Source organism: Phormidesmis sp. 146-33 (genome assembly GCF_052939515.1).
In genome coordinates, this window is record NZ_JBJPHU010000033.1 from 1 (window position 1) to 17,826 (window position 17,826).

17 protein-coding genes are annotated in these 17,826 nt (G+C 48.4%); 14 read left to right on the top strand and 3 right to left on the bottom strand.

Translation table 11 applies throughout. The features are described 5' to 3' along the window. Positions 1 to 998: PAS domain-containing protein (locus ACJ2PR_RS15120; protein WP_446877597.1), on the bottom strand; the 998-nt coding region annotated here is incomplete at its 3' end. Positions 999 to 1,411: 413 nt separating this feature from the next. Here ACJ2PR_RS15120 and ACJ2PR_RS15125 point away from each other — a divergent pair. Next, positions 1,412 to 1,672, top strand: a complete 261-nt coding sequence (locus tag ACJ2PR_RS15125) for a DUF1816 domain-containing protein (protein WP_446877598.1) — start codon at positions 1,412 to 1,414, stop codon at positions 1,670 to 1,672. 103 nt (positions 1,673 to 1,775) lie between these two features. Continuing rightward, positions 1,776 to 2,756 carry a HEAT repeat domain-containing protein gene (locus ACJ2PR_RS15130; RefSeq protein WP_446877599.1) on the top strand — a complete coding sequence of 327 codons (981 nt, stop codon included), beginning with the start codon at positions 1,776 to 1,778 and terminating at the stop codon, positions 2,754 to 2,756. Positions 2,757 to 2,769: 13 nt separating this feature from the next. On the opposite strand, the gene ACJ2PR_RS15135 is transcribed toward ACJ2PR_RS15130, so the two are convergent. After that, entirely contained in the window at positions 2,770 to 4,410 is a 1,641-nt protein-coding gene (locus ACJ2PR_RS15135) for an NAD(P)/FAD-dependent oxidoreductase (RefSeq protein ID WP_446877600.1), read from the bottom strand. Between the two features lie 578 nt (positions 4,411 to 4,988). On the opposite strand from ACJ2PR_RS15135, the gene ACJ2PR_RS15140 reads away from it, so the two are divergent. The 3 genes from ACJ2PR_RS15140 to ACJ2PR_RS15150 all read left to right on the top strand — a co-directional run bounded on the left by ACJ2PR_RS15140 (position 4,989) and on the right by ACJ2PR_RS15150 (position 6,582). Continuing rightward, positions 4,989 to 5,840, top strand: a complete 852-nt coding sequence (locus tag ACJ2PR_RS15140) for an NAD(P)-dependent oxidoreductase (protein WP_446877602.1) — start codon at positions 4,989 to 4,991, stop codon at positions 5,838 to 5,840. A gap of 56 nt (positions 5,841 to 5,896) precedes the next feature. After that, positions 5,897 to 6,208, top strand: a complete 312-nt coding sequence (locus tag ACJ2PR_RS15145; RefSeq protein ID WP_446877603.1) for a 2TM domain-containing protein — start codon at positions 5,897 to 5,899, stop codon at positions 6,206 to 6,208. Between the two features lie 65 nt (positions 6,209 to 6,273). Further along, on the top strand, positions 6,274 to 6,582 hold the full coding sequence (locus tag ACJ2PR_RS15150; protein WP_446877604.1) for a DUF3181 family protein: 309 nt from the start codon (positions 6,274 to 6,276) through the stop codon (positions 6,580 to 6,582). A gap of 173 nt (positions 6,583 to 6,755) precedes the next feature. Here the strand turns inward: ACJ2PR_RS15150 and ACJ2PR_RS15155 are convergent, their stop codons facing one another. Next, positions 6,756 to 9,347, bottom strand: coding sequence for a DUF3536 domain-containing protein (locus ACJ2PR_RS15155; RefSeq protein ID WP_446877605.1), 2,592 nt, complete (start codon positions 9,345 to 9,347; stop codon positions 6,756 to 6,758). A gap of 480 nt (positions 9,348 to 9,827) precedes the next feature. Between ACJ2PR_RS15155 and ACJ2PR_RS15160 the strand changes: the two genes are divergently transcribed. The 9 genes from ACJ2PR_RS15160 (at position 9,828) to ACJ2PR_RS15200 (ending at position 17,652) form a co-directional block, all read left to right on the top strand. Next, positions 9,828 to 10,019, top strand: coding sequence for a hypothetical protein (locus tag ACJ2PR_RS15160; protein ID WP_446870147.1), 192 nt, complete (start codon positions 9,828 to 9,830; stop codon positions 10,017 to 10,019). Beyond that, positions 10,019 to 11,125, top strand: coding sequence for a calcium/proton exchanger (gene cax, locus ACJ2PR_RS15165; protein ID WP_446877606.1), 1,107 nt, complete (start codon positions 10,019 to 10,021; stop codon positions 11,123 to 11,125). Before ACJ2PR_RS15160 ends, cax begins: the two co-directional genes overlap by 1 nt. Positions 11,126 to 11,523: 398 nt before the next feature. Continuing rightward, positions 11,524 to 12,897, top strand: coding sequence for an ATP-binding protein (locus ACJ2PR_RS15170; RefSeq protein WP_446877607.1), 1,374 nt, complete (start codon positions 11,524 to 11,526; stop codon positions 12,895 to 12,897). A gap of 213 nt (positions 12,898 to 13,110) precedes the next feature. Further along, complete coding sequence (locus ACJ2PR_RS15175) at positions 13,111 to 13,842, top strand: LmeA family phospholipid-binding protein (protein WP_446870149.1); 732 nt, start codon at positions 13,111 to 13,113, stop codon at positions 13,840 to 13,842. Positions 13,843 to 13,918: 76 nt separating this feature from the next. Further along, positions 13,919 to 14,446 carry a DUF2231 domain-containing protein gene (locus tag ACJ2PR_RS15180; protein WP_446877608.1) on the top strand — a complete coding sequence of 176 codons (528 nt, stop codon included), beginning with the start codon at positions 13,919 to 13,921 and terminating at the stop codon, positions 14,444 to 14,446. Between the two features lie 132 nt (positions 14,447 to 14,578). Then, entirely contained in the window at positions 14,579 to 14,935 is a 357-nt protein-coding gene (locus ACJ2PR_RS15185) for a hypothetical protein (RefSeq protein WP_446877609.1), read from the top strand. A 388-nt stretch (positions 14,936 to 15,323) separates the two neighbouring features. Continuing rightward, positions 15,324 to 16,187 (top strand): SDR family oxidoreductase, encoded by an 864-nt coding sequence (locus ACJ2PR_RS15190; protein ID WP_446877610.1) that lies wholly within the window; start codon positions 15,324 to 15,326, stop codon positions 16,185 to 16,187. Positions 16,188 to 16,489: 302 nt separating this feature from the next. Beyond that, positions 16,490 to 17,155: a hypothetical protein gene (locus tag ACJ2PR_RS15195; RefSeq protein ID WP_446877611.1), complete on the top strand. Its 666-nt coding sequence runs from the start codon at positions 16,490 to 16,492 to the stop codon at positions 17,153 to 17,155. 116 nt (positions 17,156 to 17,271) lie between these two features. Beyond that, on the top strand, positions 17,272 to 17,652 hold the full coding sequence (locus tag ACJ2PR_RS15200; protein WP_446877612.1) for a hypothetical protein: 381 nt from the start codon (positions 17,272 to 17,274) through the stop codon (positions 17,650 to 17,652). Positions 17,653 to 17,826: the final 174 nt, after the last annotated feature.

Here is a 17,826-nt window from a genome sequence, read left to right on the forward strand (position 1 = left end):
TGCAAAATCGTACTCCAGCCTTCCCCTTCTGTTTGTTCGGGGCTGGCTCCGGTGTATTCATACCAGCGTTGGTTGTAGTATTCGTGATAGCCGTCGGGTCGCGTGATCCAAAACATTTGCGGCATCGTATCCGCCAGATTGCGAAATAGCAGTTCACTTTGTTGTAGGGCTTCTTCTGCTTGTTTGCGTTCGTCTTCGACGCGCATACGTTCGCTGATATCGATCACAACCCCAATCATTCGCACGGGTGTTCCTAACTCGCTGTAAAAAACTTGTCCTCTCGCATTTACCCAGCGCAACTCATCTGTATCAGCCCGAAACACTCGGTACTCACTTTGCCAATCCATAATCTGCTGCTGCATGGATTCTTGAAGGCTCTGTTCGACTCTAGAGATATCGTCTGGATGAACGCGATCGCGCCATCCTTCATATCTGCCGTCGTAGCTGCCCGCCGCAAACCCAAACATCTCTTCTAGCTGCTCATTCCATCGGCTGATTCCCGTTTTGACATTCCAATCAAAGCTGCCAATCTTTCCGGCTTTTTGAGCGAGTGACAAAAATTCTTGACTGACGGCTAATTTTTCTTCGGCGCGCTGGAGATCGGTCATGTTTCGACTAATCACCAAGACCGTCTCGACCAAACCATCCGCCCCAAATTCGGGCATCAGGGTCGCATCAAAATATCGCACCCCATTGATCCCTGGATACTTAAACTGCGCCGCTCGCTCCTGTCCGGTCGCAAACACCGTTTGTAAATTTTTTCTCCACACCGTGACCACTTCTGGCGGCATTCCCATTTCCTGGTGTGTCTTGCCGATAAATTGATGAGGCGCAACCCCAGTGATGTGTTCGATCGCGGGACTCACATAAAGATAGCGAAGGGCGCGATCGTATCGAGAAATCAGATCCGGAAGTTTGGCTAAAATCCCGGCGATCTGTTGTTCCTGATTACGCAAAAACGCTTCCGTTTGGAGTCTTGATTCTGTAGCGTCGCTCATTAGTCGCTCATGATTGGGAGTGAAAGAGGGAGGTCTGACGCACAGGGCAGTTTTGAGAAACGATCGTGGACTGATCCAGGTGAGCAAGTCACGAAGGCGCAACCACAGGTTTTCTACCCCTTTCCTGGCTGGGCTAGACTAGCCTATACCTCTGGACGTAGCGACACTTCCTCCTCAAGGTATAAACACGACGCGACGACCTGCGATTTGCTGTAAAAAGATTGTTACAAATTTCTGACATTTGACTTGACATCGCTAACGGAAACGCTACACATGAAAGAGTAGGGTCACTTTTAAGCACGCAGCGATCGAAGTTGTCGAGCAGTCGTCAGAGAACGAAGAATGTCGAAAGTGATCTGAGCGGTGCAACGCGATCGAAAAATTCTTACAATACTAAAATCCAAAAATCAATCATGAAACTGTTCAACATTTTCAAACAGGTGATGGCGGGATTTATTCGGGCGATGCTCAATCGCTGGTGGGTTGAGGTTACCACGGCTGATCCCCAATGCACTTACTATTTTGGCCCGTTTAACAGCGCATTAGAAGCCCGAAAAGCGTATCCCGGCTATGTCGAAGATCTCGAAGGCGAAGGGGCACAGGGGATCACTGTTACCATCAAGCTTTGCAGACCTGAAATTTTGACGATCTGCGCGTCGGGCGTTGAGTTTTGAGATAGACGCTGGGCAGGAGACGTTAGACTTTTGAGAAGAATCAGCATCAAGAATTCCTGGTTCGCTATCTCGCGTCTCATGTCCCTGGTCTTCGGTCTTCCCAATGGCAAAGTCACGCAAGCTTGAAGAAACTTTGGCGCTTTTGACGGCTGTGTGGTCTGATCCCACTTCGGAGGAAGCGATCGCTACACTGCATCAAGTTCTCAAGAGTAAGTTTGCGATCGCCGTTTCTCAAGCCACCAAAATTATTGGTGACGCTGAACTGTATGATCTAATGCCAGCTTTGGGCGAAGCCTTCGATCGCTTGATGGTCAATCCTGCTGAAACGGATCAAGGCTGTCAGGCAAAATTTCGGATTGCGAAGGCGCTCTATCAACTCAACTACAGCAATGAAGACCTGTTTTTGCGGGGCATTCGGCATGTTCAGATGGAGTCCGTCTGGAAAGACAAGCAAGATACCGCAGCGAGTTTGAGGGGAGTCTGCGCGCTGGGACTGGTGAGAATGAACTATCCCCACGTTTGGAGCGAACTCGCTGACCTCTTGGCCGATCCGGAGACAGATGCACGAGTCGCCGCCGCACGAGCCATCACCTACACCAACGACGATCGAGGCGTTCCGCTGTTGCGATTGAGAGTCCAGATTGGGGATCAGCCACCCGTGATTTCTGAGTGTCTGTTGGGGCTGCTGACGTTGGCACCGGGGCGATCGCTTTCTCTCGTGACTCGCCAACTTTACGCCCGCAAATCATCTCCTCTGCGCGAAGACACCGAGATTGCAGAAGTGGCCGCGATGGCTCTGGGTGAGAGTCGCCTACCCGCAGCCTTTCCCATTCTTCAAACCTGGTGGCACCAAGTCAAAGATGCAGAACTCAGACAAACCGGACTGCTGGCGATCGCGATGCTTCGACAAGACGAGCCGTTAGACTTTTTGCTGTCACTGGTTACGAGCAGACGGATTCAGGACGCTAAGGACGCGATCGCCGCTCTGAGCCTCTATCGCCAGGATCAAGACTTGTGGCAGCGAGTGAATGAGGCAATCAATCAACGAGAAGATGCCAGCTTGCTAAATCATCGGGAATTTTAGACCTTGTGATTTTTTAGTTTCTAGAATTCACGATGTTGAGGGCGACGGCCTCCGCGACTTTGATCCCGTCGATGCCCGCCGAGAGAATGCCTCCTGCGTATCCGGCTCCTTCTCCAGCGGGATAGAGTCCTTGAGTGTTGAGGCTCTGATAATCTTCTTTGCGCTTGATGCGAATGGGCGAAGAGGTGCGAGTTTCGACTCCAGTCAAGACGGCATCGTGCATAGCAAATCCAGCGATCTGTTTGTCAAAAGCAGGGAGAGCTTCGCGGATGGCAGCGATCGCATACTCTGGCAAACTCTGACTCAAATCGCCCAAATGTACCCCTGGCGCATAAGACGGCTTGACGCTGCCCAAAGTCTGAGAGGGACGATCGGCGATAAAATCTCCGACCAACTGCCCTGGCGCTTCGTAGGTGCCTCCACCCAGTTCAAACGCTCGTGATTCCAAGCGACGCTGAAAGTCAATGCCTGCGAGCGGATGACCGGGATAATCGTCAGGGGTGATGCCGACCACGATCCCACTGTTGGCGTTGCGCTCATTGCGAGAATATTGGCTCATGCCGTTGGTCACGACTCGTCCCGGTTCGGAAGTCGCAGCCACAACCAATCCACCCGGACACATGCAAAAACTATAGACCGATCGTCCGTTTTGACAGTGGTGAACCAGTTTATAGTCTGCCGCGCCCAGAAGTTTGTGACCTGCTTTTTCGCCAAAGCGGCACTGATCAATCAACGTTTGGGGATGCTCGACTCGAAAGCCGATCGAGAAGGGTTTGGATTCGATATAAACGCCGCGATCGAAGAGCATCTGAAAGGTATCTCTGGCACTGTGTCCCACTGCGAGAACGACATGATCGCTGCGGAGATATTCCCCATTCGCCAACGTTACGCCTCTCACCTGTCCGGCTTGAATGTCGATCGACTCCACCCGACTTTGAAAGCGAATTTCGCCACCGAGAGACTCGATCGTCGCCCGCATTTTTTCGACAATGCCCACCAGCTTGAAGGTGCCAATGTGCGGTTTGTTAATGTAGAGAATCTCTGGAGAAGCGCCCGCATTGACAAGTTCATTTAAGACCTTGCGCCCGTAGTGTTGAGAGTCTCGCACCTGGCTGTAGAGTTTGCCGTCTGAAAATGTGCCCGCGCCGCCTTCTCCAAACTGCGCGTTGGACTCTGGATTAAAGTCTTCTCTCTTTTTCCAAAAGCCAAAGGTGTCGGCAGTGCGTTCTTTTACCGATTTGCCGCGTTCTAACACGATCGGGCGAAATCCCATTCTCGACAGCATCAAAGCCGCAAACATGCCGCAGGGGCCGCTGCCAATGACGATCGGGCGTAGTGTCAAATCGCTGGGTGCTTGAGCAACCGAACGATAGCTAATATCGGGAGTGACCATCACATGAGGGTCTTTTTTGAAGCGTTGAAGCAGGCGCTGCTCTTGAGGCGTTTCCACATCCAAAATGTAGACCAGAGCGATCGCGTCTTTCTTTCGAGCGTCGTAGCTGCGTTTGAAGATCGAATAGCGGATCAGGTCTTTGGGACTGATTTGTAGCTTTTTGAGAATGGCTGTCTTGATCTCATCGTCAGGGTGATCAAGGGGAAGCTTGATTTCGGTTAGCCGTAACATACTCAGAAATTTCTGGACGATCTTAGTCATAGCGCAAACTGTGACGCTGTGGGGGGATGGGGTGGAGAATGGTGGAGTTGGGGGTTTGGTACTTCGTTAAGGAACGCGAGTTTATTAACCTGAGATTCTCTAAATATGCTTGGTCAGTTGATTTTGGCTTCGTTTCAATGGATTGCAGCCCCCTAAATCCCCCAAATTTGGGGGACTTTAAAGCTCAAAACCGTTTTGAATTCCAGAATTCTTTTGATCTCAAAGTCCCCCAGCATGGGGGATTTAGGGGGCGAAGTAACTTGGCAATAAACGATCTTATTTAATTCACAATCCTAAGAGAGGGATGAAGGATAAGCAGTCGGTCAGGAAGGATAAACGATCGGGCAGGAAGAATAAACGATCGGGCAAGAAGAATAAACGATCGGGAATGAACGATTAGCCGTTGGGCAAGAAGAATAAACGATCGGGAATGAACGATTAGCCGTTGGGCGAGAAGAATAAACGATCGGGAATGAAGAATAAACGATCGGGCGGGAAGGAATCGCTCCTAAATTGCTAGAGCGTTTGTTGATCGGTCTAAACTATCCAAGATCAAGCGTCTAAATTTGAGAGGTGAAATGGTGAAGATTGGCTTTTTAGGAATCGGGCTGATGGGGCTACCGATGGCACAGCGTTTGATCGATGCGGGGCACTCGCTCACGGTCTACAATCGTACCGCTTCTAAACTGGAATCTTTGACGGGAGCAACCATCGCTCATTCTCCCCAAGCGGCGATCGCCAACTCAGACTGTGTGATTCTCATGCTCACAGATGCTTCAGCGATTCAGGTCACACTGCTTTCTGATGCTGCGAAGCTGACTAGAAAAACGGTGATTCAGATGGGGACGATCGCCCCTTTAGAAAGTCAAGCCATTCGAGATCAGGTGGTGGCTGCGGGCGGCGACTACTTAGAAGCCCCTGTGTTGGGCAGCATTCCAGAAGCGCGATCGGGTTCACTCATGATCATGGTGGGCGCAGAGCCACAACAGTTCGATCGCTGGCTACCCGTGCTGCAAGTTTTGGGATCAGATCCCGTTCTCTTAGGTTCAGTCGGATCGGCGGCGGCGGTAAAATTGTCGCTCAACCAGCTTATTGGATCTCTGACGAGTGCGTTTGCGGCCAGTTTGGGATTAGTAGCGGCTCAGGGCGTGGAGGTCGAAGCTTTTATGAAAATTCTTAGACAGAGTGCGCTGTATGCCCCAACGTTTGATAAGAAATTACAGCGAATGCGCGATCGTGACTACTCCAAGCCCAACTTTCCGACCAAACATTTGCAAAAAGATATCAATCTATTTCTCACAGCCGCCCAGTCTGCAAAGCTCGAAGTCAGCAATGTCGAAGGCGTTCAGAAAGTTTTGGAGCGAGCGATCGCCCTGGGGTTATCCGATGCCGACTATTCAGCTTTGTTCTCCGCGATCGTTCCTGAGTAGAGAGAACGGCAAACCGCTAACATAAAGGTAGTCAGCTATTTACAAGGTTTTGTCCTATGCCTCCCCGTTGGTCTCGTATTCCCGATCGCAAAGACGCTGATTATCGTCGCCTGGACGATCGCATGACCTTTGCAACTCATGTGCCGCTATTCACTGCCTGTAATTCGGGGTTGTGGTTTTTTAAGATCATTCAAAATCACGATTGGCCCTGGGCAGTTGGAGTAACGGGCGGTTGGGCGGCGATTCTGGTGGCTCATGCCATCTATGTGTTTGCGATCGCCGACTATTCTGAACCGTCTCCCGCTACACCCGCGCCCGCAACAGGCTTTAAGCCGAAAGAAAAAGTGACGAAATCAGCCAAAAAGTAGAGTTTTTGCAACTAGCCAGACGCTAGAAGGATCGGATACAAAACAACTCTAAACTGACTTTTTTTATGGCAAACCTAAGTACCTCTGAAGCGATCGAGAATCTAGCCGCCGAAATTGGTGAAAATGTCTACATTGATGTTGCTAAATGGCATCTCTATCTGTCAGACGCTCATCTGCACACCGTTTTGGCAGAAAAGCTCTATCCTCTGCTCTCTAGCGGCTCGATCCAGGAAGATCAGATTCTCAAAGTTCTGCAAAGCATTCCCATTAAATTAGGGGGCGGCAAGCGAGAAGTGCCCTTGAGCGATCTGGTGCCGATGCAGTGTCAGGTCAGTTTGCTGGATTTGCTAGAAGAGTTTCAGCGCAATCTGTAGGCGGTTTCTTCAAAATAAAAACTCGATTTCTTCGCCTCGTCACTAACCGTTTCTGCCTCCTAACTCCCATTTATGGGAGACTTTAAGACATTTACACAAAAAAGGGATAGAAGACGGTTAAATCTCTACCCCAAAACAAACACAAATCATCTCAACCAGAACTCTGAAAGCGGCTAGATCTCAACGTCTACCGCTAATTTTTTGCCTAACGCTAGAAGTTGGGGCGATCGTTCCCTTTCCTCAGTCGATCGCAGCCAGACAAAATACAATTCTTGAGCTTGAGCCATTGTCAAATTGAATTGAAGCTTTTGCCCAAACTCAATCAACTGCTCAATACAGTGAATCTCCGTCTCAGCCGTCTGGGGATCAATCGGATTCAACAAATTCCAGAGCGATCGCCGCACCAATCTTTCGAGGGTTTGTTTGACTTCGGGAAGATTTAGCTGACAGTGTAGATGGTTGGCTTCGGTGGCGATCGCATCCAATTCGGCAATTCGACTGGCGCTAAGTTCCAGGCTATCGGGATCGCTGTGGTCTTGTTCGAGCGATCGTAGAGCGACAAGTAAGCGATGACCCAAAGCAATCTCAGCCGCGACCTGCAATTCTTGTGGAACGGGCAATTCGTCCCGATGAAACGCCATCAAAACGCCGTAGTTATCGCGATAGACCTGTGTATAAAGCTGATCCAATCGGGTCAACGTTTCTTGACTCAAGAGGCGCATAATTCGATGGCGTTCTTCGGCAAATAAATTTTGCAGACTGTGAGACTGGTTGCCAAACATCTGATTCATCGCCAAAATGGTCTGCGCCGCACTCGCCTGCTTGAGAGAGCCAAACAGAGAATCCTTAAGTTGAGCGTAAGTCCTGCGGCCGGCAAAAGGCTGAATGCAACAGTGGAAATCCCAGCCGCCCAAATGCAGCACCGCAAAAGCCAAATGCTCCGTCTCGCGAGTAATTTCGGACGTGAGTTGAAGCTGTCCGACAGCGAGAGTGAGCGATCCCATGCGCTGAAGCTGGTAATCTAACTGGTGAGCGGCATAGCAGTAAACGCGCTGTTCTCTCGTAAAGGTCTGGAACAAAGAACTGATCGCGTAGTGGGCAGCGACTTGCTCAAAGTTAATCTGTGCCGAGATCACCAACTGCCGATAGACTTCTGCTCCATTTTTAAAGCAATCTACATTACTGGGAGCCAGCGCCAGCCGTTTCACAAAGCCTTTTTCAAGCTGCACGCCTGCCACATCTCCGGCCAGCTCTAGCGCTCTGGAAGCGTAACGAAGAATTTGCGTTCCTTCGGGGCGAGAAAGCTCCTCAAAAAACCAGCCGCAACTCGTGTACATCAGCATGGCGTGACGCTGCATTTCTAACAGTCGTAGCGCGTCGATGCGTTCGATCGCGCTGAGTTTGTGGCGCTGATGTTGAGCAAGAAATCGATTGACATTGGCAGGAGAGCGATCGCGCACCACCTGAATGTACTCATCCCTCGTCAACCAGACATCTTTAAAGAATTTCTTGCCCGTCTCTTCGTAGACTTTGACCAGTTGATCCCGCAGCCAGTCAAGAGAATCGCGCAAAGGTCGCCGCCATTTTTGGTGCCATCCGCCGCCACTCGCGCAGCCACAGTCGTCTTGCCAGCGATCGACTCCGTGGGCACAACTCCAGGCCGTGACGGGTTTGAGTTCGACTTCCCAGGTAGGCGTGTTGAGGCTGAGGTAGTGGGCAAAGTTAGTGACCGTCCAGCCTTTACGAGAAAATTCATGCTCGAAGGCGTAGGCCAGACATTTCTCAGTCCCGCCTTTGTGGTGTCCAAAGGTTTCGCCATCGGTTGCCGCCGCAATTAGCTGAGTCGGACGATGATCCCCGCGCACCGCCTGACCCAATCGCCCCGCCAGATTATGAGAACTGCTGAGAGCGGTATCAAATCCCATATCGCGAGAAATCGGCCCATCGTAAAAGAAGATGTCAATATAGCGGCGTTCTGACTCCTCACTCCTCTCTCCTCTCTCCTCACTGTTCAAGAAACATCGGTAAGGACGAGTCGTATCAATCTGACCACCGCCGACTTCGATCCAGTTGGGAGCGTCGATCGCCCGACAGCGTTGAGCCTGGGAGGGAGCCAAAATGATAAATTGAACGCCTTCGTCTACCAAAGCTTCAAGCGTGGGATAGTCTACGGCAGTTTCAGCGAGCCACATACCTTCGGGATCACGACCAAAGTGCGATCGAAAGTCGGCTTTCCCCCAGCGAATCTGAGTGCGTTTGTCGCGATCGTTAGCCAGAGGCAAGATCATGTGATTGTAAGCTTGAGCGATCGCGTTACCGTGTCCATTCAGTCGCGCACAGCTTTTGCGATCGGCTTCGAGAATTCGTTGGTAGACTTCGACATCGTGACGCTCGATCCAACTCATCAACGTCGGGCCAATGTTGAAGCTCAAATATTCGTAGTTGTTGACGATCCCCACCAGTTCGCCCTGGTCGTTGAGAATGCGGGCAAAGGCGTTGGGGCGATAGCATTCGTGGTGGATTCGCTCGTTCCAGTCGTGAAAGGGGGACGCACTGGGCTGACGCTCGATCGCATCCAAATAAGGATTTTCGCGGGGCGGCTGGTAAAAGTGCCCATGAATCGTGACGTAAACACCGATCGCCGTTTTGAGGGGATGGTTTTCGTCTGGGGTGAGATCAAGACGCTGGGGATCGCCATTCTGCAAACTTGCTGCATTCGTTGCGGGGGCACACAAATCGAGTGAGGCATCAAAAATCGAAGTCATAGAGAAAGTTTTTGGGGTTAGGGAGATGGGGTAAAGCCTGCTGTAGAGGCAGAATCAAACAAATTGCCTCTAGCTAACGTAATTCATTTGTACTATACAGCAAGACTTTAATCGCGGGCGATTCGCAAGCTTCGTCAAAAACACGATCGCCGCAGCCAGGGTAGAAGACCAAAGGATCAGCTTAAAACAGCTTTGAAATTGGATAAAAACTTAACGGGAAACCGATTTTCAGAGTTTGAATCAGTTTCAATCAAACGGAACTATAGCGAAACCCTTCTCACAGACAAATCTGACTCAGCGCTTAGAATTTGGGGGATCAGGTCAGTCTTAAGCGTTACATTCTCAAGCGCTACAGATTTTTGAAAAGGCAGAGCGATCGATAGTCAGGCGTTTCACTCGGCCTTTCAAAAGGAATCGGAACCTGCAACATAACTGATTGAACCGCAAAGCAGAAGTCAACTTAAGGATGGCTTAAGAGTTTTGTACAAGACTTTACGATCGCTTCAGACCTCGAAAGGATTTGTAACTCAAATTGTTGCTCAAATTGTTTGGCTCAAATTGGTGCCTCAAACCGACGACTCAAATCAAAAGAAGCAACTTCCTACAAAGCGTTGCGATCGACTAGGTATTCTAGATCCCGACGAACTCCCTTCACCGATTGAGAAGTTTTAATGTCAGTCAAAAATCTAATTTTTATTTTCCTGCTGCTGTTTGTGCCTGTGTCGATCGCGGCTCACTTTCTGCATTGGGGATCGCTGGTCGTCTTTGTCACGGCAGGTTTGGCGATTCTACCTCTGGCCGCCTGGATGGGCACCGCCACCGAAGAAATTGCCGTAGTCGTAGGAGCCACCCTGGGCGGACTGCTCAATGCCACCTTTGGCAACGCAACGGAATTGATCATTGCCTTGGTTGCCCTTAACGCGGGACTGATCGATGTCGTCAAAGCCAGTCTCACGGGATCAATTATTGGTAACTTGCTGCTCGTGATGGGGCTATCGATGCTGCTGGGAGGACTGCGCCACAAAGAACAGGAATTTCAGCCGATCGTCGCGCGGGTCAATGCATCTTCGATGAATCTGGCTGTGATTGCGCTATTGCTGCCGACAGCGGTCAACTACACCTCAACGGGGATCAGTGACCTGACGATTCAGAAACTCTCCGTTTCGGTTGCCTTTGTGCTGATTGCTGTTTACTGTTTGACACTGCTGTTTTCTATGAAAACCCACACCTATCTCTATGATGCCGGGGTCGCAGAACAGGAAGTTGTCGAAATCGCCTCCGCCAACCTGACCGGAGAAACGGATCGCCACACCGTCAATCTCTGGCTTTGGGTGGGAGTTTTATTAGCCTGCACGCTGCTGGTGGCGATCGAGTCCGAACTTCTGGTCGATAGCCTAGAAGAAGCCACCTCTAAATTAGGATTGACTGCCCTATTTACGGGCGTGATTTTGCTGCCGATCATTGGCAACGCTGCGGAACATGCAACGGCGGTCACAGTAGCCATGAAAGACAAAATGGATCTCTCCGTCTCAGTCGCCGTTGGGTCGAGTCTGCAAATTGCCTTATTTGTAGCTCCGCTTCTAGTGATCGTGGGCTGGATTTTGGGAAAACCAATGGATTTAAACTTCAACCCATTTGAATTAGTCGCCGTTGCGGTGGCAGTTTTGATCACCAATTCGATTAGCTCTGATGGGCGATCGAACTGGCTCGAAGGTATTTTGTTACTTGCTGCCTACGTAGTGCTGGGATTAGCCTTCTACTTTCATCCAGTCGATTAATCAAACAAGCTGAGAAGCGAGGGAGAAATTAGCTCATTTATAAGTTGATGACTTAGAAACTCTCTCATCTCAGCCCAAAAGCGGATTGCAAATCATTACAGCCCTGCAACAATCTAACTGTCAGAAACAAGTAAGAATTTAATAAAAATTTACTAATTCAATAGAGATTGCTGAATTTGGATTAAATTCATTAAAAAAAATTGATTAACTGTTTAGCCTCTCCAGAAGGAAGTAAAACGCTAACTAAAACGATTTGCTACTCACTGTAATCAATCAGTAATCAATTAATTTCTCACGCTTAATTCCATTTGAGAGGCAAGTTCTAAAACTGTTTTCAGGCAATTGCTCTGAACACATTTTTTCCTGTCAAAGAGCAATTTTTTGTATTGGGCAATGACATGGATGAACAAAAAAATACAGACGATCGCACCCTAATCGTCAGACATTTAGAGCAAATAGAACAGCGTGAAGCTGAGTTGTATAAGGCCGTCAGTGAGGACTCTGTTGGACAATCTAGCCTACTTGGTTACTTGGCGGCGCTCTCGACTGCCCTTGAAGAACTGAGGGCCGCTGAAGGGGTTCTCTATCAACAAAATGAGCACCTCAACCACGTCCGGGAGACGCTAGAAACTGAGTATCACCGCTATCAAGACTTATTTGAATTTGCTCCCGATGCTTATTTAATTACTGATATCTACGGCAAGATTCAAGAAGCAAACCAGGCTGCATCAGAGCTTTTTAGCCTAAACTCAAAGTGCTTGGTGGGCAAGGTTTTAGAAAGTTTTGTGCGTGGAGATTATCAGCAAGCTTTTCGATCGTTGCTACTACAATTACAGACGGTCGATCGCATTCAAGAATGGGAAATCAAGCTAATCACTAACAACCAAATTTCTTTTGATGCAGCGCTGACGATATCAGTCGTTAAAGATTGTCAAAATTGCCCGATCGCGCTTCGTTGGCTAGCGCGTAACATCACGGCTCGCAAACAAATGGAGCAGCAACTTCAACAAATGCAGCTTCAAAATCTGGAATTGGTTGAAGCCGATCGCTTAAAATCACAATTCATCGCTACGATGTCTCACGAATTACGCACTCCGATGAATGCGATTCTGGGATTTTCAAACCTTCTGCTGCGCCAATTTCACCATCGATTTGAGCCACAGCACTTGAGGATGATCGAGCGAATTTTTCAAAACGGTCAACATTTACTGACGCTGATTGAGGACATTTTAGACTTTTCAAAACTACGATCGCGACAATTAGAACTTCACTTAGAATCATTTGATTTATGTGAGCTTGTGACAACTCTAGTCGAAGACGTGAAACCGCAAAAAAATCAGAAAAATATTCAAATACAAGTCCATTTGCCTCAAGAATTAGAGATTGTTAACGATCGCAAGCGAGTTCGACAAATTCTTGCCAATCTGCTTTCAAATGCGATTAAGTTCACAGACCAGGGATGGGTCACGATCGAAGTGGAAGTGTGGCGAGATGATCGAGTGGCGATCGCCGTTCGAGACACCGGAATTGGCATCGCTGACCAAGATCTCAAGTCAATCTTTCAAGAATTTCGACAAATCAACCAGACTGCGACCCGCTGCCAGGGCGGAACAGGATTGGGGTTAGCCATCACCAAAGCACTAACGGATCTAATGGAGGGAGAAATTTCCGTTGCGAGCCAACTGAGGCAGGGATCGACTTTTTTGGTTGAGCTTCCTCGCTATTTGACCGATCTACCCGCCCAAACCAGAAAGGCTAGAGAGTTGAACTAAACTAGAATTGGCAGCTTGGGGAGCGGAAGTGCTGGATACCGAAGCGAAAATTTTGCACCGCATTCACATTAAACTCAGTTGTTCTCAATGATGCCGCTCTTTGCTCTAAAGGTAGAGAACGATCGCTCCGCCTCTCTATCGCGTTGTAGATTCGGTTTGTCTTGGTGATGTCTTAAAGTATCGCCATAGAACGATAGGCAAAGGAGCGATCAGATGCCCGATTTGGGAGAGCAAGCCCTCAACAAGGTTGCAGAAATAGGAATTTCTAGCCAACTAGATGAAGTCGAAAAATTGGATGTAGAAATTGAAACCGATCCGCTAAAGCTAGTTTCAGGAGCGGTTGATTCAGTTTCCATCAAAGCAGAAGGGATGGTCATGCAGCAAGACCTCCGGATCGAAGAAATGCAGGTGAATACTGGAAGCGTTTCGATCAATCCGTTGAGTGCTGCTTTTGGCAAGATTGAGTTAAACCGTCCGACCGAAGCGGAAGCTTATGTTGTTTTGACAGAAGCAGATATTAATCGTGCTTTTCAATCCGATTTTATTGGTGAGAAAATGCAAAATTTGGATGTTCATGTCAATGGTCAAGTCGCGACAGTAGACACCCAAAAAGTTGAATTTGGTCTACCTGGAGAAGGCAAAATCGCCCTGAGTACTGATGTGATTTTACAGGACACCCAAGAGAGAAAGCGAGTTGCTTTTACGGCAGTTCCTAGAGTCAGTCCAGATGGTCAGCAAGTCCTATTAGAAGATCTGCACTATACAGAAGGACAAGACCTTCCTCCTGAGTTGACAAACGCGCTTTTAGAACAAGCTAAGAGTCTACTAGATCTCCAAAACTTTGAGCTAGAAGGCATGGCTTTGAAACTTAAAAAATTGGACGCTCAACCAGGAAAGTTAACCCTGGAAAGCGAAGCCCATGTAGAGCAATTTTCTGCCTCGTGATCAACTTATCAAGAGAATTTTCTCAAAGCCGATAGCAACTATTTAACCTCACTTTCTCACCCCACAGGAGACCCTTATGACACGCGCAAGAACCCCTAGCATTCCTCCCATTATTGAGGCGGATGAGGCAGAATATCGAGATAGCGGTGTCCCCAGTACCGTTGCGATCGCTGGTCATCCCCTTCACCCTTTGTTAGTCACATTTCCGATCGCTTTTCTCACGGGCGCTCTGGGCACTGATGTTGGCTACTGGCTCACCAGCGATTCTTTTTGGGCAAGAGCTTCTTTTTGGCTAATCGGAGCCGGGATCGTTTCAGGATTGGTGGCTGCGGCGACTGGAATGAGCGACTTTGTGAAAATCGATCGCGTTCGTGAACACAGTGCAGGCTGGGCCCACATGACTGGAAACGTGGCGGCTCTGGCAATTTCAGCAGCAAGCTTTTGGTTGAGATGGGGCAATCAAACTGGGGCAATTTTGCCCATTGGATTGATCCTCTCGCTGATAGTGGCTACGCTGATTGCGATTACAGGATGGTACGGTGCAGAACTGATTTATCGTCACAAAGTTGCTGTTATTGGCTATGGGCCAAAGCATCGTCCCTAGGGGTCTACTTCTCAATTGTTAGAGGTTTGATTCTCCCGCTTTTGGAGTACTCAACTATTCACTCATTTGAAGGAGGCGATCGCGCCTCTTTTTTTTTATATTTGTACTCATGAAATTTGAGATGTAACTGTTATGAACAAAGACTCAAAACCTGCTGATAATCAATCTGGGATCAACCAACCGATGACTCCCCAAGAGGTCGATCCAGAGCAAAAACGAGCACACAAAGAAGAGTTGGATAAAGAATATTTGGCGAGTAATCCTGGCGATCGCATTGACGAATCGAAATCGCTCGAAGAAAAGGCTCAACAGGTGGCTGTAGATGCTCCTGATATTACGGGTGATCACATTGTGGTTCCGACCTACTTTGTTTTTGAAACGTCAGAGGGTGAGAAGAAGCCACTACACCATGTCAAAGATGCCGAAGAGATTTCGGACATGATTCGTATGGCAAGATTGAACGAAGATGGAGAACAAGTTTGGCGTTAGATCTCTCTACCTTGCCGCTAATTTTTTGGTGATTAGCAGGTAGAAAGAGAAGGAGAGCTTGAGCAGATGTGAGTATCTTGTTCTTCTAAAAGTCGAATAAATAAACCTGCGACACAACTCCCCACTATTATCCCAAGAAGCTTATTTTTTGGGATTTTTGTTTGTCTGATCTCATCTGAATTTGAGTCAATTCTTTCGCTTCATCGTCCAGATTCTTTGTCCTCTACAAAATGACAAACTTTAGGACAAAATCGGCTCAAACTCTTCCCTTTAGCGGGGATATAGGAGAAGTTTTGGGTTAACAATTAGCGAAGCGTTTGATCAAATTCGCGCTAATTCAACTTCATCAAACCCATAACAAACCAAACAATTTAGTAGGAGAAATCTCATGTCTCAAACCGCAGAAACACAACAGCCTGCTCAACATCAAGATCAACGTCCCGGAAAAGAGTCTGAAATGCAACCCTTGCCCCGTAGTCAGGGGTTTCACTACAAAGGAAGTGAAAAGTTACTCAACAAGGTGGCTCTGATCACGGGGGGCGACAGCGGCATTGGTCGTGCGGTGGCCGTTCTCTACGCGAAAGAAGGCGCAGATGTCGCGATCGCTTATCTCAACGAAGATGATGATGCTCAAGAGACCGCAAAAATGGTCGAAAAAGAAGGACGACGCTGCCTATTATTACCTGGAGATTTGGGTGACGAGCAAACTTGTAAACAGGCAGTTCAAAAGACGATCGCTGAGTTTGGGCACCTGGAGATTCTGGTTAACAACGCCGCCGAGCAGCACCCTCAAGAAAGCATTGAAAACATCACCGCCGAGCAGTTAGAACGCACCTTTCGCACTAATATTTTTGCGATGTTCTTCTTAACCAAAGCGGCTTTGCCTCACCTTCAATCAGGTAGCGCTATTATCAACACGACTTCTGTTACCGCCTATCAAGGCAATCAACAACTGCTCGATTATTCGTCTACAAAAGGAGCGATCGTAGCTTTTACACGTTCCCTGTCTCAGTCACTTGTGAAGAAGGGAATTCGAGTAAATGGGGTTGCGCCGGGGCCGATTTGGACTCCATTAATTCCTTCGACTTTTCCAGAAGAGAAGGTGGAGAAGTTTGGTCAACAGGTGCCGATGCAGCGAGCGGGTCAGCCAGAAGAAGTAGCTCCTTGCTATGTGTTTCTTGCCTCTGACGATTCTTCGTACATGTCAGGTCAAATCTTGCACCCCAATGGTGGCGAAATTGTAAACGGATAAAGTGATGAAAAGCTGACAGTTATTTCGCTGAAACGCTAGAGATTTATAAGAACGATCGGGGCTGGTCTTGTTTGCCGTCCCGATTCGTTTTTTTAGATACAAAATCTCGCAATTGATCTCTCAAAATAGGTAAATTTTGTTTTTGATCTGTGGCTGATGATAGAGCGAAGAACTCTCGAAATCGCCCCAGTTGATAGAGTAACCGCCCTGGCTATTTCGCAATGATGAATGTACGCTGAAGGGAATAACAAATTCCAAAAGAAACGCATTCACTTTAAAGAATAGTCAAAATATACTTCACCATGTTTCAAACAATCCGATTTGAAAATGACTTTTTTGATCTAAAAACACCTTTAATTCGTCGCAAACACTCTGCCTTTGAAATCGAAGATTTGCCGGGTTTGTGGCGCGTTCACTGGCAGCTAGGTGACACAACAGTTTTGTCAACTTTTTATACTCGAATCGATCAAGCCTGTCTATTGTGGGGGCTAATCTCAGCCATCATTTTCATCACCGCACAGTTTGCCGCGATCGACTGGGGCACTCAAGCCATTCTCTGGTCAGGACTGACACTCATCGGCACTGCAATCATGGTCAAACTTGCCCGCCGCTGGACAACGATCGAGCCGTTAAATCAAGTCATTGCCGCCTGGGTCATCTTGATGCTTGGAGGTTTGATACTAACTAACCTGAGCGTTTTTCTCGGTTGGGGACAGGTCTTGGCGCAACTCTGCACGCTCTGGCTAGGACTCAATGCACTCGGCTACCTGTATACAGGGCTAAAGATGCGATCGCGGGCCTTTTTCCTCGTAGCGCTCGTACATCTTCTAGGAATTGCCGCTCTACCCTGCGTTGGGGTCTGGCAATTTTTGACCACTGGCATTCTCATGGGGTTTAGTTCGCTGCTGTTGGCTGAGTTGCAGTGGGATTCAAGCGGCGTTTGTGCAAATCATCGTTTGGGCGATTAGAAACACTTAAATCTGCGGGATTTCCTCTTGCTTAAATCTTTCTAAAGTTGGATACTTGAATTACAAACGGTAGCTTAAACTACAGAAATCTCGGAATCCCAGCCCAGTGTTATCCTATGCGACCCTCTCACCACAGCGCCAGTTATCGATTCCACGCCCCTACGCTGGAAGTCAGAGAAAGCGAACTGATTAGCCCTTTTGTGGTTGGTGGTTGGCAGTGTCACACTGCACTGGGTGCAAACCTCCCCACCAATTCTCAGCCAGCCGACAGCATCAAGGGTTTGGCTACTAACAAGTCTGGTCGTGAGTCCTGTTCTGAGTCCCGAAAGGTACGAACCGTCGATCGTCCTCTTCACATCTTGCAAGAAGTCGGGCACATCCACAACGCCAACATTCAGCGTAGTCTCACCCATCGGATACAGATGGCCAAACAGCGCGGCGACCAGCAACTTCTAGATGCCCTGGAGTCAGAATTTAGAGCGATCGCGCCATTCTAACCAGTTTTCTAAATTTGTCTAAACGGTTTTTCTAAGTTTGTAGGTGAAGGTTATGGGTGGTGCGAAGTTAACAGCTTGGTGCCACCTTTTTATATGAACAGCAATGTTGTGTGAACAGCAAAAAGTAACCATTAAGAATGGAGTAAGAAATGTTAAAGCTAAGGATCGTAAATT

Coding starts and splice junctions, on each gene's coding strand:
- ACJ2PR_RS15125 (WP_446877598.1), top strand. CDS start 1,412: ATGAAACTGTTCAACATTTTCAAACAGGTGATGGCGGGATTTATTCGG.
- ACJ2PR_RS15130 (WP_446877599.1), top strand. CDS start 1,776: ATGGCAAAGTCACGCAAGCTTGAAGAAACTTTGGCGCTTTTGACGGCT.
- ACJ2PR_RS15135 (WP_446877600.1), bottom strand. CDS start 4,410: ATGACTAAGATCGTCCAGAAATTTCTGAGTATGTTACGGCTAACCGAA.
- ACJ2PR_RS15140 (WP_446877602.1), top strand. CDS start 4,989: ATGGTGAAGATTGGCTTTTTAGGAATCGGGCTGATGGGGCTACCGATG.
- ACJ2PR_RS15145 (WP_446877603.1), top strand. CDS start 5,897: ATGCCTCCCCGTTGGTCTCGTATTCCCGATCGCAAAGACGCTGATTAT.
- ACJ2PR_RS15150 (WP_446877604.1), top strand. CDS start 6,274: ATGGCAAACCTAAGTACCTCTGAAGCGATCGAGAATCTAGCCGCCGAA.
- ACJ2PR_RS15155 (WP_446877605.1), bottom strand. CDS start 9,347: ATGACTTCGATTTTTGATGCCTCACTCGATTTGTGTGCCCCCGCAACG.
- cax (WP_446877606.1), top strand. CDS start 10,019: ATGTCAGTCAAAAATCTAATTTTTATTTTCCTGCTGCTGTTTGTGCCT.
- ACJ2PR_RS15170 (WP_446877607.1), top strand. CDS start 11,524: ATGGATGAACAAAAAAATACAGACGATCGCACCCTAATCGTCAGACAT.
- ACJ2PR_RS15175 (WP_446870149.1), top strand. CDS start 13,111: ATGCCCGATTTGGGAGAGCAAGCCCTCAACAAGGTTGCAGAAATAGGA.
- ACJ2PR_RS15180 (WP_446877608.1), top strand. CDS start 13,919: ATGACACGCGCAAGAACCCCTAGCATTCCTCCCATTATTGAGGCGGAT.
- ACJ2PR_RS15185 (WP_446877609.1), top strand. CDS start 14,579: ATGAACAAAGACTCAAAACCTGCTGATAATCAATCTGGGATCAACCAA.
- ACJ2PR_RS15190 (WP_446877610.1), top strand. CDS start 15,324: ATGTCTCAAACCGCAGAAACACAACAGCCTGCTCAACATCAAGATCAA.
- ACJ2PR_RS15195 (WP_446877611.1), top strand. CDS start 16,490: ATGTTTCAAACAATCCGATTTGAAAATGACTTTTTTGATCTAAAAACA.
- ACJ2PR_RS15200 (WP_446877612.1), top strand. CDS start 17,272: ATGCGACCCTCTCACCACAGCGCCAGTTATCGATTCCACGCCCCTACG.